Below are 16,154 nucleotides of genomic sequence, written 5' to 3' on the forward strand. Positions count from 1 at the left end.
GGTGAGGGGACCGGCGAGTCGGCTGTAGTGCTCATAGTCGTATCTCGGCAGGCTCTTCTTGATCCTGCGGAAAGCCCCCGTGGTGCCGGTCCGGTACCCGGACGGCCGAAGATGCATCGTTTGTGATCGGTTGTGTGCGTACTGTGACGAACTATGGCTATGCCCGGCGCCCGTCGGCGTCGACGTCATGAGTCATCCCCCCACACGCAGCTCAGTGCGTGTCTGTGCGGTCCTGGTGGGTCACCGTCACCATCTCTTCCACGTCTCGGAGACGCGGAACCGTGCCCATCCGGTTACGGACTGCTCCCCTCGGTATCCGTTCGCGAAACGGGACCCCCGCCCCATAAACTCCGCAACCGGCTACTGGCCCCCCAACCACCGCGAATCAGCGGCACGTTGAACAACCAGGGTTCTACGGTGTTCCGTGTGATCGCAAGTCGCGAAACGGGATGTTTACCGGTCAAACACGGCTGCTGGGGACAGCCGTGCACGGATGTTGCCGAAGTGGTCTCTTATGGCGTTCTCCGCCCGTATGGAATCACCGGAGCGCACGGCGTCGAGGATCTCGCGATGCTGGCGGCAGGTGACCCGCGGATCCTGCGGCACGTCCAGCAGATCCTGCTGGACACGGTGAAAGGCGTCCCAGAACGCCTCCAGCACCTCGCTGAGCAACACGTTGTCCAGCCCCCGGTAGAGGGTGGCGTGAAACGCGCGGTCGGTCTCGGCGAGGCCGCGGCCCTCCGCGGCCTCCCGCTCCATCCGGGTCACGAGGTCGTCCAGTTCGGTGAGGTCGCCCTCCGGCAGCCGCCCGGCCAGCCGCGAGACCAGTCCCGTCTCCACGGCCTCACGCAGCTCCAGCAGCTGGAGCAGGGAGTCCTCGCCCCGGTAGTGCCCGGCGACCGTGCGGAAGGCGAGTCCCTCGATCATCGGGGCGAGCGACATGGGGCCGACGTACGTCCCGAACCCGTGCCGGATCTCCACGATCCCCATCGCCTGGAGCGCCTTCAGCGCCTCCCGCACCGAGTTCCGGCTCGCCCCGAGGAACTCCATCAGCTCGGGCTCGGTCGGCAGTGGGGCGCCCGAGGGCAGCCTGCGGTCGATGATGAGCTTCTTGATCCGCTCCTGGAGGTCGCGAGCTGCCATGGCCAGAGGGTATCCGGCCAAACAACAAGAAGGTCCCCCGTTCGCACGGGGGACCTTCTTCGACGGGGGTGTGGGTGGCGGAGCCCCCACGGCGCGCGACACAGTCGCGCGATAACAGAGATGGCGAGCCGGGTCCGCGTTTTTTGCGGACGTGGCTCGCCATCGTCATTGTGCGCCGCCAGGGACTCGAACCCCGGACCCGCTGATTAAGAGTCAGCTGCTCTAACCAACTGAGCTAGCGGCGCTTGCTGACAAGAGAACTCTACCTGACCTGGAGGGGTGCTCCCGACCACGCCCGGGTGCCCCGGGGAGGGGGTCGAGGGGGCTTGTACATCATTCGGACCGTCAACATGCGCGCCCCGACGACAGTTGTGAAACTGATCAATGTGCACACTCGCGGACAAATCCACTCAGAATGTGAGGCAGATCGCATGACCGCTCCGGTGTTCGAGGAGGTCGACCCCGTGAGCGACTGCGGCTGCCCCGGCTGTGTCCACGGGCGGACGAGCCCCCGCCCGCAGTCCGGCCGCCTCGGTGGCCACTCGGCGGCCCGAGGGGTCGTGGTCGTGGCCGCCGCCGCGTCCGCCGCCCTCGGCGCAACCCCTCCGGCCGCAGCCCACGCCACCCCCCACCCCTCGCCCCGCCCCGGCACCCCGGCGGCGGACGGCAACCCCGCCACCCCGCAGGGCGCCAGGGCCCCGCTGCACGGCCCGGCCGGCAAGCCGGTCAAGCCTTCGGCGCCCCGGATTCCCCCCGCCACCCGGACCGAGATCATCAACCGGGCCAAGGTCTGGGTCGCCGCGAAGGTGCCGTACAGCATGAGCGCCTACTGGTCCGACGGTTACCGGCAGGACTGCTCGGGCTACGTCTCCATGGCCTGGGGGCTGGGCACCAACGAGTGGACGGGCAGCCTCGACCAGTTCGGCGTGAAGATCACCAAGGAGGAGCTGCAGCCCGGCGACATCCTCCTCTTCCACAACCCGGCCAACCCCGAGAAAGGCTCCCACGTCGTGATCTTCGGCGGCTGGACGGACTACACGCACGCCTCCTACACGGTCTACGAACAGACGCCCCCGAACACCCGCCGCCAGGCCACCCCCTACCCCTACTGGACCAACGCCGACAAGTACGTCCCCTACCGGTACAAGGGTGTGACCGCAGGCACCGCGGGCGCGCAAGGGGAGGCCGACGGCAAGGCGCCGGTGCGCTTCCCGGGCGCCGAGCACTTCGGACCCGGCGCGAACAACACCTACGTCACCCAGCTCGGCCGGATGCTGATCGCCCGCGGCGCCGGCTCCTTCTACGCCAACGGTCCGGGTCCGGTCTGGGGCGAGGCGGACCGGAAGGCGACCCAGGCGTTCCAGCTGGCCCAGGGCTGGAAGGACAAGGACGCCGACGGGCTGCCCGGCCCGCGCACCTGGAGCCTGCTCGTCACCGGGCAGGGCAAGGACATCAAGCCAGGAGCCGCGAGCCCGGCCCGGCCCGGCAGTCCCTCCGCCCGGCCCGCCTCGCACGGCGTCCCCGGCTATCCCGGCCGGAACCTCTTCCGCCCGGGTGCGGAGAACGAGTACGTCACCCAGCTGGGGAAGCAGCTGGTGAAGAAAGGATTCGGCAGGTTCTACGACACCGGCCCGGGGTCGAGTTGGAGCGAAGCGGACCGGCGGGCCGTGCAGGCGTTCCAGCGCAGCCAGGGCTGGCGGGGCGGCGCGGCGGACGGCTACCCGGGCCCGGAGACCTGGCGCCGGCTGTTCGCGTAGGCGCGCTCCGTGCGCGCAGGCCCGCTGTCTGCCTGCACGGACCCGACTGTCTGTGCGCGCAGGCGCGCGCCCCTGATCCCACTCCCACTGGCATGACGCATCTGGCGCGGAGGCTGGAGGCACGCATGAGCACAACCACGTCACACACGTCCGAGTCCGAGGAGCAGCCGGAGGGCTCGACGGGCGCGCAGGGCCCGGACTGCGGCTCCGGGGGGCCGGGAGGTACGGGGGGTACGGCCACCCGTCCGGTCCGGCTGATCCAGAACGAGGCGACCACCGAGATCCCCGTCCATCTGCTCTTCCGCGACGAACCCGAGCCGGTGTCGGTGCCGGTGAAGCCCGCCGTGGTGGGCCGCCGGCAGGGCACCGGGGAACAGCCCCGGCTGCGGCGCCCGGCTCCGGCCCGCAGCCGGACGGTGCCGCAGGTCGACCCCGACCTGGTGGAGCGTCCGGCGCGGGTGCTGCCCGGCCTGGCCGGGGTGCTGGCCGGCGCGGGCGGCATCGTGGGGTGCCTGGCCACCTCGTGGTGGGCGGGTGTGCTGCCGTCGCTCACGGGGGAGGCGCTGGGCCTGCCGTCGTACACGGGCGCGGGGCTGGGGCCGGCGCAGTGGGCGGCGTACGCCGGGGCCGGGGCGCTCGGGGTGCTCGGCTTCGGCGGGCTCGCCCGGGGCCGGACCGGACAGGCCAGGCTGCTCGGGCTGTTCGGCCGCTACCGGGGGACGGTCCGGCGCACCGGCCTGCTCTGGGTGAACCCGCTGCTGGTGCGCCGCCGGGTGAATGTGCGACTGCGGCACTGGCGCAGCGAGGCGATGCCGGCGTCGGACGCCAACGGGGTGGCCCTGCGGGTGGTGGTGCTGGTGGTGTGGCGGGTGCGGGACACCGCGCGGGCCGTGCTCGGCATCGACGACCATGAGACCTATCTGCGGGAGTGCGTGGAGGCGGCACTCGTCCGCGTGCCGGTGGATCTGCCGGGCGGGACGCCGGGCGGGGTGGCGGCGGCGGGGGAGACGCTGACCCGGCTGGTGGCGGCGGACGCGGCGCCGGTCGGCCTGGAGGTGTTCTCGGTGCAGCCGGTCCGGGTGGAGTACGCGCCCGAGATCGCGGCCGCGATGCACCGGCGCCGGATCGCCGCGCTGGACGCACGGCAGCGGGCCACGATGCTCAACTCGGTCGTGGACTCGGTGGAGGACACGGTGACCCGGCTGACCATGCGCGGTCTGGTCGAACTGGACGACTACGAGCGCAAGGTGCTCGTCCGGGACCTGACGGTCGCGTTCTGCTCGGGGCGCGGGGAGCCTATGTGACGGCCCGGCAGCGGCGTGGGACAGGCCTCGCGATCGGTATGGACACGTCTTGATATAGACACGGCCAACTAACGGCAATAATCTGGGACTTGGTCTAGACCTACTGCACGGCTCAGCTCAGTGAACCTCCCCCACGTTCTCCAGGAGCGGCAGCATGCGCACCAAGACCAGATTCTCTGCGTTATCCGCAGTCGTGCTGGGTGTGGTGACCGCCGGAGCCTTCGCGCTCTCCACCGGCGGTGCCAGCGGGCACGGCTACACCGACCTCCCCATCAGCAGGCAGAAGCTCTGCCAGAACGGCACCGTGGCGAACTGCGGCGACATCCAGTGGGAGCCGCAGAGTGTCGAGGGCCCCAAGGGCTTCCCGGCCGCCGGACCCGCCGACGGCCAGATCTGCAGCGGCGGACTGAGCCGGTTCGCCCAGCTCAGCTCGCCGGCGACGCCGTCCGGCGCGGCCTGGCCCACCACGAAGGTGACCGGCGGTCAGTCGTACACCTTCCGCTGGCAGTTCACCGCCATGCACGCCACGACCGACTTCAAGTACTACGTCACCAAGCAGGGCTGGAACCAGAACCACGCCCTGTCCCGCTCGGACCTCACCACCACGCCGTTCCTGACGGTGCCGTACAACGGCCAGCGCCCGCCGGCCACCCTCAGTCACAGCGGCACCCTGCCGTCCGGGCTGAGCGGTCACCACGTCATCCTCGCCGTGTGGACGATCGCCGACACGGGCAACGCGTTCTACGCCTGCTCCGACGTCACCTTCTGATCCCCCCGCGGGTAGGGTCCGCGTGCGCCGGCGCCGTCGTCGGCGCACGCGGGACCTGATTCTGAGCTTCACTTGAGGCCGACCGGCCTGCGGCGTGGGTAGGTTCCCGCCATGCCGGTCGATCGGAACGGCGAAGTGACCTCGGGGGACCTCATGGAACTGTTCTTCTACGCCGTACCGGTCATCATGATCGGCTTCATGGCGTACGCCGCGTACCTGCTCGTCCGCCGGGCCAGGAGGATCAGCAGGACCTGGCAGCACGGCCTGACGGCCGAGGCCCGCTGCCTGCGGTCGTACACGACGACCAGTGGCGGCGGCGGGGACACCTCCGTGCACACCACCCTCCACCACGTCTACGAGTTCACCACGCGCGAGGGCCGCACGGTCCGCTTCGACGAGGGGAACGGCCCCTCGACGATCGTGGAGGGCGACTTTGTCACCGTGCGCTACCTCCCGGAGTACCCCGAGCGGGCCACCGCCCTGCCCCCGTCCCGCACCAAGCTCGCGCTCGGTACGGGCTGCGGCCTCGCGTTCCTCGGCGTCGCCATCAGCTTCTGCGTCGTTTTCATCACCGTCGCCCACATGATGTTCACGGAGTCGGACGGCCTGCTCCCGTAGCCCTCGGGCAGGGTGTGCGCGGGCAGTCGGTGAGCCCGGACCTCTCCCTATCTGATGATCCGTCAGTTACCGTACTCCGCCATGGAGTCCAGGATGCGCACGGTCGCCGAGCTGGTCGCGGCGCGGTGGGGGGACCACCGGCCGGGACTGTGGTGCGAGGAGCGGGTGCTGAGCCATCACGAGGTGGCCGCGGGGGCGGCGGCCCGGGCGGCGCTGCTGGCCGACCTGCTGCCCGCCGGTGCCGTACCGCACGTCGGCGTGCTGCTCGACAACACCGAGGAGTTCCCGTTGTGGCTCGGGGCGGCCGCGCTGGCCGGAGCCGCCGTTGCCGGGATCAACCCCACCCGGCGGGGCGCCGAGCTGGCCAGGGACATCCGGCACACCGAGTGCCCGGTGCTGGTCACCGAGCGGGCGCACCTGCCGTTGCTGGCCGAGCTGGAGCTGCCGGGCGTGCGCATCGTCGTGACCGACTCCGAGGAGTACGGCGCTCTTCTCGCCCCCTACGCCGGCGCCGTGCCCGATCCGTCCCGGCCCGGCCCGGCCGACCGGATGCTGCTCTACTTCACCTCCGGCTCGACCGGCGCGCCCAAGGCCGCCATCTGTTCCCAGGGTCGGCTGGCCGCGGCGGGACATGCGCTGGTGGGGCAGTTCGGGGTGCGGGCGGACGATGTGCACTACGTCTGCATGCCGATGTTCCACGGCAACGCGGTGATAGCGGACTGGGCGCCCGCGCTGGCCGCCGGGGCCGGGGTGGCGCTGCGGCGGCGGTTCTCGGCGTCCGGGTTCCTGGCGGACGTGCGCCGGTACGAGGCGACGTACTTCACCTATGTCGGGCGGGCGATCCAGTACCTCCTCGCCACCGAGGCGCGGGCCGACGACCGGGACAATCCGCTGCGGACGGGCTTCGGTACGGAGGCCGGCGCGGTGGACGCGGCCGCCTTCGAGCGGCGGTTCGGGGTGCGATTGGTGGAGGGGTACGGGTCGTCGGAGGGCGGGGCGGCCGTCCAGTGGGCGCCGGGAACTCCGGCGGGGGCGGTGGGGCCGGCGGGGGCCGGCCTGGTGGTGCTCGATCCGGGCACGGGGCGGGAGTGTCCGGTAGCCGTCTTCGATACCGGCGGGCGGCTGCTCAACGGTGACGAGGCCATCGGGGAGCTGGTGAACCGGGGGCCCAACCCCTTCGAGGGGTACTGGCGCAACCCGGCCGCCGAGGCCGAGCGCCGGCGGGGAGGGGCGTACTGGACCGGGGACCTCTTCTACCGGGATGCCGGGGGGTACCTGTACTTCGCCGGGCGCACCGACGACCGGATCCGGGTCGACGGGGAGAACCTGGCCGCCGCGATGATCGAGAACATCGTCGCCCGGTACGAGGGTGCGGTGGCCGCCGCCGTGTACGGGGTGCCGGATCCGGTGACCGGGGACCAGGTGATGGCGACCCTGGCCGGACGGTTCGAGCCGGCCGGCTTCGCGGAGTTCCTGCGGGCCCAGCCCGACCTCGGGACGAAGATGGCGCCGCGGTTCGTGCGCGTGGTGGAGCGGATGCCCGTGACGGCCACCAACAAGATCCATCGGGCGCTGCTGCGGCAGGAGGGGTTCCGGTGCGCCGATCCGGTGTGGTGGCGGCCGCCGGGAGAGGACGCCTACCGAAGGCTGACCACGGAAGACGTCGAGGGGCCCCTCGCTTCCGCGAAGGGCCCCTCAGTGGGGGGTGTGGGTGGCGGAGCCCCCACTGCGCGCGGCGCAGCCGCGTAATAACAGAGATGGCGAGCCAGATCCGCGTTTCTTGCGGACATGGCTCGCCATCGTCATTGTGCGCCGCCAGGGACTCGAACCCCGGACCCGCTGATTAAGAGTCAGCTGCTCTAACCAACTGAGCTAGCGGCGCATGACTCTCGCCTTCCGCTCTTCGCGGCCGGCGACGAAGAAAATAGTACCTGGTCCGGAGCAGTGTTGGTGACCACCTAGATCGCCAGGGACAGCAGCACCGGTGCCGCGCTCCGGTTCAGGGCGTCCGCGGCCTGGCGGAGGCGGTGGGCGTGTTCCACCGGGAGGGACAGCGCCAGGCAGCCGACCGACGCGCCGGCGGTGATCGGGACGGCCGCGCAGACCGTGCCGATCGCGTACTCCTGCAGGTCCAGCACCGGCACCGTCGGCGGCTGGGACTCCAGGCGGGAGAGCAGCAGCTTGTCGCTGGTGATGGTGCGCGAGGTGAGGCGGGCCATCTTGTGCCGGGAGAGGTGGTCGCGGCGGCCGTTGTGGTCCAGCTGGGTCAGCAGGCTCTTGCCGACGGCGGTGGCGTGGGCGGAGTAGCGGAAGTCGACCCACTCGTTGACCGCCGGGGTGGTCGGCCCGGCGGCGTACTGGGTGACCCTGACCTCGCCGTCCACGTACCGGCTCATGTACACGGCCGCGCCGACGGAGTCCCGCAGCCGGTCCAGGGTGTGCTGGAGCTTGTCCCGCAGGGCGCGCTCGCGGTCGTGCGCCGAGGTGAGGCGGCGCAGGGTGTCGCCGGTGACGTACGCGCCGTCGGTGATCTGCTCGACGTAGCCCTCGCGGCGCAGCATGCGCAGCAGGGCGGTCAGCCGCTCGGGCCCCAGGCCGGTGCGGCGGGCCAGTTCGGTGTCGGTGACGCCGGCGGGGTGACGGGCCACGGTCTCCAGGACGCGCAGCGCGTCCTGGGCGGAGTGGTACGGGGCGGTCGGCTCGTGCATCAGCGCCACGGTGTCCCCCTGCGCTCGCCTGTCTGTGGCCGCGAAATCCGGTCGGCGGATCCGTACCACGATAACGGGCAAAGGGCCTTCAGGGAGAGGGTGTTGGCGAGATTGTGGCCCTTGCCGACCCCTCTCAACTGGGGCGCAGACCCGGTGGCATATGCCAGGGTCATCACCCATCGCTCGGACCTCGACACTTCCCGTCTTCACACCGCGTAGTCACAGCACCGCGCTGAGAAATTCCCGGGTACGGTCCTGCTCCGGATCGCTGAAGATCTTCTCCGGGGGACCCGACTCGATCACCCGTCCCGCGTCGAACATCAGGACCTGGTCGGAGATGTCCCGGGCGAAACCCATCTCGTGGGTCACGGCCAGCATCGTGATGTCGGTGCTGCGGGCGATGTCCCTGAGCAGATCGAGCACGCCCGCGACCAGCTCGGGGTCGAGCGCCGAGGTCACCTCGTCCAGCAGCAGCACCCGCGGCCGCATCGCCAGCGCCCGGGCGATCGCCACCCGCTGCTGCTGTCCGCCGGAGAGCCGGGTGGGCCGCGCGTCGCACTTGTCGGCCAGTCCCACCAGGTCCAGCAGCTCCCGCGCCCGCGCCTCGGCCTCGTCCCTGGACAGGCCGAGCACCTGCACCGGCGCCTCGGTGATGTTCCGCAGCACGGACATGTTCGGGAACAGGTTGAACTGCTGGAACACCATCCCGATCTTCTTGCGGACCTCCCGGACCTGCTTCTCCGGCGCCGGGAAGAGCTGTTGCCCGTCCACGCTGATCGTGCCCTCGTCCGGCTCGGTGAGGGTCATCAGCAGCCTGAGGATCGTGGTCTTGCCGGAGCCGGAGGGGCCGATCAGGGTCACGTGCCGGCCCGCGTCCACGGAGAGGTCGAGGCCGTCGAGGACCGTGTTGTCCCCGAACCGCTTGGTCACCCCCTCCAGGCGGACCAGCTCGGTCGGATGCGCGTCGGTGGTGGCTGGCTGTGTGCGGGTCTCAACGGACAAGGCGTCGCTCCAGGGCTCGCAGAAGAAGGGAGGCCAGGTAGGAGATGAGGATGAAGGCCACACCGATCACCGTGAGGGGCTCGGTGAACTGGAAGTGCTGCTGGGAGAAGAGCCTGGCCCGCCCGAGCATCTCCAGCACGGTGATCACCATCAGCATCGGCGTGTCCTTGAGCATGGCGATCACGTAGTTGCCGAGCGCGGGGATCACCCGGCGGATCGCCTGCGGAAGGATCACCGCGATCCAGGTCCGCCGCCCGGGCAGGTTCAGCGCCGTCGCCGCCTCCCACTGGCCGACGGGCACCGCCTCGATACCGGCCCGGTAGACCTGCATCGTGTACGTCGAGTAGTGCAGGCCGATGGCGAAGACGCCGGTGGCCAGGGCCGAGAAGGTCAGGCCCCACTCGGGCAGCACGTAGAAGAGGAAGAACAGCTGCACCAGCAGCGGGGTGTTGCGCACGAACTCCGTGACCACCCCGACCGGCCAGCGCACCCACCGGCTGGGCGTCCGCATCAGCAGCGCCCACACCAGGCCCAGGGAGAAGGACAGCAGCGAACCGAGGGCCAGGGCCTGCAGGGTGACGAGCAGTCCGTCCCAGAAGAGCGGCATGAAGTCGCCGACCGCGTTCCAGTCCCACTTCATGCGACTCGACCCCCCACTCCGGTCGTCTGCGCCCGCTTCAGCTCACGCGCAGCCGACTCCGTACCGGCGTCCTTGCCGACCCCGGCCTTCAGCCGCTTCTCCAGACCGCGCATCAGCCGGGTCAGCACGAACGCGATCACGAAGTAGATCAGCAGCACGTACGTGTAGATCTCCGCGCTCTGCTGCAGCGCCAGACGCACCAGGTTGGCGCTGAACGTCAGGTCGCCCATGCCCATGACCGACACCAGCGCGGTGCCCTTGAGCAGCTCGACCAGCAGGTTGCAGAAGGACGGGATCATCTCCGGCACCGCCTGCGGCAGCACGATCAGCCGGAGCCGCTGCCAGGGCGTGAAGCCGAGTGCGACCCCGCCCTCCCGCTGCGCCGGATCGACCGCGTTCAGTGCGCCGCGCACGATCTCCGAGCCGTATGCGCCGTACGTCAGCCCGAGCGCCAGGGTGCCCGCCCACAGCGGCACCAGCTGCCAGCCGAAGGCGACCGGCAGCACGAAGAACACCCAGAAGATCATCACCAGCGCCGATGTCCCGCGGAACACCTCGGTGTAGAAGCCGGCGAGGAAGCGCACGATCCACAGCCGGTGGGTGCGCGCGACGCCGACGGCGAAGGACACCGCCGTGGCCAGCAGCGCGCCGAACACCAGCAGCTGGACCGTGGTCCATATGCCTCTCAGTACGAGTTCCCAGAGCCCCGGGGTCATCCGCCGCACAGCTCCTTCGCGGTGAGGTCCGTCAGCTCGGACTTGGTGAAGCCGAAGGGCCGCAGGATCCGGAACAACTCCCCGCTCCTCCTCAGCTTGCGCAGCTCCCCGTTGAAGGCGTCGCGCAGCCTCGTCTCGGTCGGCCGGAACGCGAACGCCCCGCCGTCGACGTGCGGTTTGCCCTTGACCAGCGGTGTGAAGGGCTTGGTTGCCTCCGCCTTGGCGGACTTCTTCACCACCGCGCGGGTGGTCAGCGCCGTACCGGCGAAGGCGTCGACGCGCCCGGCCTCGACGGCGTTCAGCCCGGCGACCTGGTCCGGGACGATCAGGATGTCGCTCTCCCGGTACCCGGCCTCCACCGCGTACTGGATCTCGGCGTACCCCGTCCCGGTGGCGAACTTCGCCTTCTTCTCGACCACGTCCCGGTAGGAGTGCAGCCCCTTCGGATTCCCCTTCCGGACGATGAACGAATCCAGCATCTGGTAGTCCGGGTCCGCGAAGATCACCTGCTGGCAGCGCTCGGGATTGACGTACATCCCGGCGGCCACGACATCGAACTGCTGGGAGTTGAGCCCGGGAATGAGCGAGCCGAACTCGGTCGGCACCGGCTGCACCCGGTCCACGCCGAGCCGTTTGAAGATCGCCTTCGCCAGCTCGGGCGCCTCTCCGGTGAGACGGCCGTCCTTGTCGATGTACCCGAAGGGGATCTCACCGGCGATCCCGAGCCGTACGACCCCCTGCGCACGAAGCCGTTCGAGCAGGTCACCGCCGCTCCTGCCGGACGCCGAGGCCACCCGTGTACAGCCCGCGGCACCCAGCGCGCCCACCGCACCGAGTGCCGCGACTCCCGTGAGCACCGAGCGTCTACTGTGTCTGTGTTCCGACCGGATCGTGTGTACGTCGTTCCCAAGTGGTGGAGCCATGGCGGCGCGGCTACCCAAGCGCACCCGTCGTATGCACCCTGGATTTCATGGCCGATCGACTCGTCACCGTCTCCCTCGACCAGCGGGACGTGCACTGCACGGCACGACTGCTGGCCGACCGTGCGCCCCTGACCTGCGCGGCAGTGTGGGAGGCGCTGCCGCTCGCGGGGGACGTCTTCCACGCCAAGTACGCGCGCAACGAGATCTACGCCCTCTTCCCGCCCTTCGCCTCCACGGAACCCCCACTGGAGAACCCGACGGTCACCCCGATCCCCGGCGACCTCTGCTACTTCTCCTTCACCGGCACCGAACTGGGCACGAAGGCCTACGGCTACGACCGCGAGGTCCGCCCCGGCACCACCGTGGTCGACCTGGCCCTCTTCTACGAGCGCAACAACCTGCTGCTCAACGGCGACGTGGGCTGGGTGCCCGGGATCGTCTGGGGCCAGGTCGTGGACGGCCTGGAGCCGATGGCCGAGGCCTGCAACGACCTGTGGCGCAACGGGGCGGCGGGGGAGACGCTCAGCTTCCGGAGAGCGTGAGTCCCGCCTCGCACAGGGCGTGCGAGGCCCGCAGCACCAGATCGTCCCGGTGCCGGGCCGCGACGATCTGCATCCCGACCGGCAGACCGTCGCCGTCGGTGCCCACGGGGACCGTTGCGGCCGGCTGCTGGGTGAGGTTGAAGGGGTAGGTGAACGGTGTCCAGCCGGTCCAGCGCCGGAAGCCGGAGCGCTGCGGCACCTCCTCGCCCGCCTCGAACGCCGTGATCGGCAGCGTGGGCGTGACCAGCAGGTCGTACCGCTCGTGGAAGCGGCCCATCCGGCGGCCGAGGTCCATGCGGACGTCCACCGCGGCCAGATAGTCCAGCGCGCTCGACCTCGCGCCCTGGGCGCAGATCTCCCGCAGGCCGGGGTCGAGCAGTTGCCGCCGGTGCGGTGAGAAGCCCTGGGTGAGCCGGGCCGCGCCGCTGAACCACAGGGTGTGGAAGGCGTCCACCGGGTCGCTGAAGTCCGGGTCGGTCTCCTCGACGTAGGCGCCGAGATCGGCGAGGTGGGCCACCGCCCGCCGCACGGCCGCCGCGACCGCCGGGCGGACGGCCACCTGCCCGCCCAGGGACGGTGAGTACGCCACCCGCAGCCCGCGCACGCCCTGCTCCAGGCCCGCGGTGAACGACTGCGGCGGCGGGGCCAGCGCCGACCAGTCACGGGCGTCGGGGGCGGCGATGACGTCCAGCAGCAGCGCCGCGTCCGCCGCGTCCCGGGTCATCGGGCCGACGTGCGAGAGCGTGCCGAACGGGCTCGCCGGATACAGGGGCACCCGGCCGTACGTCGGCTTCAGCCCGAAGATCCCGCAGAACGCGGCCGGGATGCGAATGCTGCCGCCGCCGTCCGTGCCCAGTGACAGCGGGCCCGCGCCGAGCGCGACGGCCGCCGCACTGCCGCCGCTGGAGCCGCCCGCGGTGCGCGCGGGGTCGTACGGGTTGCGGGTCACGCCGGTCAGCGGGGAGTCGGTGACGCCCTTCCAGCCGAACTCGGGTGTCGTGGTCTTGCCGAGGAAGACCGCGCCGTGCTCGCGCAGCCGGGCGACCGAGGGCGCGTCCTCCTCCCAACGGCCCTGCTCGGACACGGTCTTCGAGCCGCGCAGGGTGGGGTGGCCGCGCAGCAGCAGGATGTCCTTCACCGTCACCGGCACCCCGTCCAGCAGCCCGGTCGGCGCACCGCGCCGCCAGCGCTCCGCCGACTCCCGCGCCCGCGCGAGCGCGTCCTCCTCGGTGAACCGCACGAACGCGTTCACCTCCGGCTGGATCCGGCGCGCCCGCTCCAGTGTCTGTTCGGTCGCCTCCACAGGACTGAACTCGCCTTTGCGGTAGCCGTCGAGGAGCTGTACGGCGGTCAGGTCGGTGAGCTGCATGCACCCTCCTGGTGGATCAGTGACCGGGGACGTAGCCGCGTTTCTTGTCGACCACGTTCACCAGGGATCTGCCCGCCGCCCACCGCTCGTACAACTCCACGAACTGAAGGCCGAGTTCATCCCGCCACCCGATCGTGTCCCCGCTCATGTGGGGAGACACGATCAAGCCCGGAAGTCCCCACAACGGGCTGTCCCCGGGCAGGGGTTCGGCGGCGAACACGTCCAGGGCCGCGCCCGCGATCCAGCGCCGCTGCAGCGCCCGGGTGAGCGCGGCCTCGTCGACCAGCTGCCCGCGGCCGACGTTCACGAAGACCGCCGAGGGCTGCATCACGCCGAACCGGTGGGCGTCGAACATGCCGTACGTCTGCTCGGTCAGCGGTGCGGCGGCGATCACCCAGTCCGCGCGGGCGATCAGCCGGTCCAGATCGCCCGGGCCATGGATTCCGGTGCGCGGGACCCGCCCCACCAGCGCCGTCGTCACGTCCAGGGCCTTCAGCGTGCGCGCGATCGCCCGGCCGATCGGCCCGGAGCCCACCACGCACGCGCGCGTGCCCGCCACCCGCCGGGTCTCCCGGTGCCCCCAGGTCCGCTCCCGCTGCAGCTCCAGCGTGCGCGGCAGATCCTTGGCGACCGCCAGCACCAGGGCGGCCACGTACTCGGCGATCGGCTGGTCGAAGATCCCGCGCGCGTTGGTCACCACCGTGTCCGAGGCCGCGAGTTCCGGGCACATCAGATGGTCCACGCCCGCGCTCGCCGTGTGCACCCAGCGCGGCCGCGGCCCCGCCCCGGGCCAGGCCTCCCGCACGGCGTGCGAGGTGAAGTCCCACACCAGCAGCACGTCCGCCTCCGGCAGCCGACCGGCGAGACCGGCCGCGTCGGTGTGCACGATCCGGGCACGGCCGGTGAGACGGCCGAGCCGCGGTGGCGGGTCGGCGTCCAGGACGAGGAGAGTGGGCAGGGTCAGCGTCATTCGGGGCCGCTCCGGGCGTCTGACATGCGCGGATTGACCACGCTCGCACCGGAACCTACCTTCGTCAACACGGGCGTATCCACCGACCGTTCCTCCCTCGTCGTTTCCCAGCGTGAGGCCGGTGCACTGCCATGGACGTCTCCTTTCTCGGCGGCCCCCGCCACCAGCGCGGTGTCGGTGTCGTGGCTCCCTTCGACTTCGCCCTCGACCGCGAGCTGTGGCGCTGGGTGCCCGACGAGGTGTCGCTGCATCTGACCCGGACCCCGTTCGTGCCGGTCGAGGTGAGCCTGGACCTGGCCCGGCTGGTCAGTGAGCACGAGACCCTCGGCGAGGCGGTGCGCGCGCTGACCGCCGTAGCCCCCGAGGTCGTCGCCTACGCCTGCACCTCCGGCAGCTTCGTCGACGGGATCGCGGGCGAGCGGGCGATGTGCGCGGCGATGAGCAGCGCCGGAGAGCTGCCCTCGGTGACCACTTCCGGCGCCCTGCTGGAGGCCCTGGCGGAGCTGCGGATCCGCCGCGTCGCCCTCGTCACCCCGTACACGATGTCCGTCACCCGGGCCCTGGAGGACTACGTCGCCGAGGCCGGCGTCCGGGTCACCGGCTGCGCCTTCATGGGGCTGACCCGGCACATCTGGCAGGTGCCGTACCGGGAGGTGGTCACGATGGCCCGCTCCGCGGTCCGCCCCGGCAGCGCCGACGCGCTGTTCATCTCCTGCACCAACCTTCCGACGTACGACGTCATCCCCCAGCTGGAGGCAGAGCTGCGCATCCCCGTCCTGTCGGCCAACCAGGTCACGATGTGGGCAGCCCTGCGCCGACTGGGTACCCGAGCCGTGGGGCCCTATCAGGCGCTGCTGGACGAAGCCGCGCGGGAGTGGCCCGTACTGCCCGAAGAGACGCAGGAACACCAAGAAGGGCCGTCATGACTGCACTCGGACTCCTTTACCCCGGCCACTCCGGGGAGGACGACTATCCGCGCATCGAGCAGCTCCTGGGCAGCGACATCCGGGTGGACCTGGTGCACACCGACATCGGCGTGGACGCGCACCGGGTGGACGCGCTGCGCGAGATGGGCTCGGCCGAGCGGCTCGCCGCCGGCATGGAGGAGCTGCGGCTGACCGGCGCCGAGACGGTGGTGTGGGCGTGCACCAGCGGCAGCTTCGTGTACGGCTGGGAGGGCGCCCAGGAGCAGGTGCGGGCGCTGGCCCGGGTGGCCGGGATGCCGGCCTCCTCGACGTCGTTCGCCTTCGTGCACGCGGCCCGGGAGATCGGCGTACGACGCGTCGCCGTGGGCGCGACCTACCCGGAGGAGGTGGCCGTCCTGTTCGCGGACTTCCTGCGGGCCGGGGGTCTCGAGGTGGTCGCGGTGCGCTCGTCCGGGATCATCACGGCGGCGGAGGTCGGGACGTGGGGCGAGGAGGAGGTGCTGACGCTGGCCAGGGTCGCCGACGTCCCGGACGCCGAGGCGGTCCTGCTGCCGGACACCGCGCTGCACACGGCCGCGCACCTTCCGGTGCTGGAGAAGGCGCTGTCCAAACCGGTGCTCACGGCGAACCAGGTGTCGGTGTGGGAGGGGCTCAGGCTGGCCGACCGCCGGGTGAACGCTCCCGGCCTGGGCAAGCTGTTCACCCGCGAGCCGGTCGTGCAGGTCTGAGGGGACGACACCGCCCGGCTGTGCCGGAATAAACGGAGA

Annotated in this window: 17 protein-coding genes and 2 tRNA genes; 8 read left to right on the forward strand and 11 right to left on the reverse strand. The window is 71.1% G+C overall.

Translation table 11 applies throughout. From position 1 onward, the window contains the following. The 3 genes from ABZ471_RS07255 to ABZ471_RS07265 all read right to left on the reverse strand — a co-directional run. Positions 1–189, reverse strand: a 189-nt coding sequence (locus tag ABZ471_RS07255; protein WP_359063381.1) for a hypothetical protein, incomplete at its 3' end; no start/stop codon positions are given. A 264-nt stretch (positions 190–453) separates the two neighbouring features. Further along, positions 454–1,143 (reverse strand): FadR/GntR family transcriptional regulator, encoded by a 690-nt coding sequence (locus ABZ471_RS07260; protein ID WP_359063383.1) that lies wholly within the window; start codon positions 1,141–1,143, stop codon positions 454–456. A 171-nt stretch (positions 1,144–1,314) separates the two neighbouring features. Continuing rightward, positions 1,315–1,388, reverse strand: a tRNA-Lys gene (locus ABZ471_RS07265). Positions 1,389–1,574: 186 nt separating this feature from the next. Between ABZ471_RS07265 and ABZ471_RS07270 the strand changes: the two genes are divergently transcribed. From ABZ471_RS07270 to ABZ471_RS07290, 5 genes are all read left to right on the forward strand, one after another. Beyond that, entirely contained in the window at positions 1,575–2,900 is a 1,326-nt protein-coding gene (locus tag ABZ471_RS07270; protein ID WP_359063385.1) for a peptidoglycan-binding protein, read from the forward strand. 125 nt (positions 2,901–3,025) lie between these two features. Beyond that, complete coding sequence (locus tag ABZ471_RS07275; RefSeq protein ID WP_359063387.1) at positions 3,026–4,204, forward strand: SPFH domain-containing protein; 1,179 nt, start codon at positions 3,026–3,028, stop codon at positions 4,202–4,204. Between the two features lie 154 nt (positions 4,205–4,358). After that, positions 4,359–4,973 (forward strand): lytic polysaccharide monooxygenase, encoded by a 615-nt coding sequence (locus ABZ471_RS07280; RefSeq protein ID WP_359063389.1) that lies wholly within the window; start codon positions 4,359–4,361, stop codon positions 4,971–4,973. Between the two features lie 153 nt (positions 4,974–5,126). Then, a complete protein-coding gene (locus tag ABZ471_RS07285; protein ID WP_359063703.1) occupies positions 5,127–5,591 on the forward strand; it encodes a DUF3592 domain-containing protein in 465 nt (154 codons plus the stop codon). 81 nt (positions 5,592–5,672) lie between these two features. Then, a complete protein-coding gene (locus ABZ471_RS07290; protein WP_359063391.1) occupies positions 5,673–7,340 on the forward strand; it encodes an AMP-binding protein in 1,668 nt (555 codons plus the stop codon). 59 nt (positions 7,341–7,399) lie between these two features. Here the strand turns inward: ABZ471_RS07290 and ABZ471_RS07295 are convergent. The 6 genes from ABZ471_RS07295 to ehuB form a co-directional block, all read right to left on the reverse strand. Further along, positions 7,400–7,473, reverse strand: a tRNA-Lys gene (locus tag ABZ471_RS07295). 76 nt (positions 7,474–7,549) lie between these two features. Beyond that, positions 7,550–8,308 carry an IclR family transcriptional regulator C-terminal domain-containing protein gene (locus ABZ471_RS07300; RefSeq protein WP_359063393.1) on the reverse strand — a complete coding sequence of 253 codons (759 nt, stop codon included), beginning with the start codon at positions 8,306–8,308 and terminating at the stop codon, positions 7,550–7,552. A gap of 210 nt (positions 8,309–8,518) precedes the next feature. Next, positions 8,519–9,301 carry an ectoine/hydroxyectoine ABC transporter ATP-binding protein EhuA gene (gene ehuA / locus ABZ471_RS07305; RefSeq protein WP_359063395.1) on the reverse strand — a complete coding sequence of 261 codons (783 nt, stop codon included), beginning with the start codon at positions 9,299–9,301 and terminating at the stop codon, positions 8,519–8,521. Then, positions 9,291–9,941 carry an ectoine/hydroxyectoine ABC transporter permease subunit EhuD gene (gene ehuD / locus ABZ471_RS07310; protein ID WP_359063396.1) on the reverse strand — a complete coding sequence of 217 codons (651 nt, stop codon included), beginning with the start codon at positions 9,939–9,941 and terminating at the stop codon, positions 9,291–9,293. The genes ehuA and ehuD overlap by 11 nt, the downstream gene beginning before the upstream one ends. Then, entirely contained in the window at positions 9,938–10,657 is a 720-nt protein-coding gene (gene ehuC / locus ABZ471_RS07315; RefSeq protein WP_359063398.1) for an ectoine/hydroxyectoine ABC transporter permease subunit EhuC, read from the reverse strand. Before ehuC ends, ehuD begins: the two co-directional genes overlap by 4 nt. Then, complete coding sequence (ehuB, locus tag ABZ471_RS07320; protein WP_359063400.1) at positions 10,654–11,580, reverse strand: ectoine/hydroxyectoine ABC transporter substrate-binding protein EhuB; 927 nt, start codon at positions 11,578–11,580, stop codon at positions 10,654–10,656. The genes ehuC and ehuB overlap by 4 nt, the downstream gene beginning before the upstream one ends. A gap of 47 nt (positions 11,581–11,627) precedes the next feature. Here ehuB and ABZ471_RS07325 point away from each other — a divergent pair, with 47 nt between their 5' ends. After that, complete coding sequence (locus ABZ471_RS07325; protein ID WP_359063402.1) at positions 11,628–12,122, forward strand: DUF3830 family protein; 495 nt, start codon at positions 11,628–11,630, stop codon at positions 12,120–12,122. On the opposite strand, the gene ABZ471_RS07330 is transcribed toward ABZ471_RS07325, so the two are convergent. Together ABZ471_RS07330 and ABZ471_RS07335 are read right to left on the reverse strand one after the other, a co-directional pair. Next, positions 12,103–13,491 carry an amidase gene (locus tag ABZ471_RS07330; RefSeq protein WP_359063404.1) on the reverse strand — a complete coding sequence of 463 codons (1,389 nt, stop codon included), beginning with the start codon at positions 13,489–13,491 and terminating at the stop codon, positions 12,103–12,105. The two genes, ABZ471_RS07325 and ABZ471_RS07330, sit on opposite strands and share 20 nt — an antisense overlap. A gap of 16 nt (positions 13,492–13,507) precedes the next feature. Next, on the reverse strand, positions 13,508–14,461 hold the full coding sequence (locus tag ABZ471_RS07335) for a D-2-hydroxyacid dehydrogenase (RefSeq protein ID WP_359063406.1): 954 nt from the start codon (positions 14,459–14,461) through the stop codon (positions 13,508–13,510). Positions 14,462–14,592: 131 nt separating this feature from the next. Between ABZ471_RS07335 and ABZ471_RS07340 the strand changes: the two genes are divergently transcribed. Both ABZ471_RS07340 and ABZ471_RS07345 read left to right on the forward strand, forming a co-directional pair. Then, positions 14,593–15,387 carry an aspartate/glutamate racemase family protein gene (locus ABZ471_RS07340; protein ID WP_359063408.1) on the forward strand — a complete coding sequence of 265 codons (795 nt, stop codon included), beginning with the start codon at positions 14,593–14,595 and terminating at the stop codon, positions 15,385–15,387. After that, positions 15,384–16,115 (forward strand): decarboxylase, encoded by a 732-nt coding sequence (locus tag ABZ471_RS07345; RefSeq protein ID WP_359063410.1) that lies wholly within the window; start codon positions 15,384–15,386, stop codon positions 16,113–16,115. Before ABZ471_RS07340 ends, ABZ471_RS07345 begins: the two co-directional genes overlap by 4 nt. Positions 16,116–16,154: the final 39 nt, after the last annotated feature.

The sequence above is a fragment of the Streptomyces sp. NPDC005728 genome, from assembly GCF_040630895.1.
Classification (GTDB): domain Bacteria; phylum Actinomycetota; class Actinomycetes; order Streptomycetales; family Streptomycetaceae; genus Streptomyces.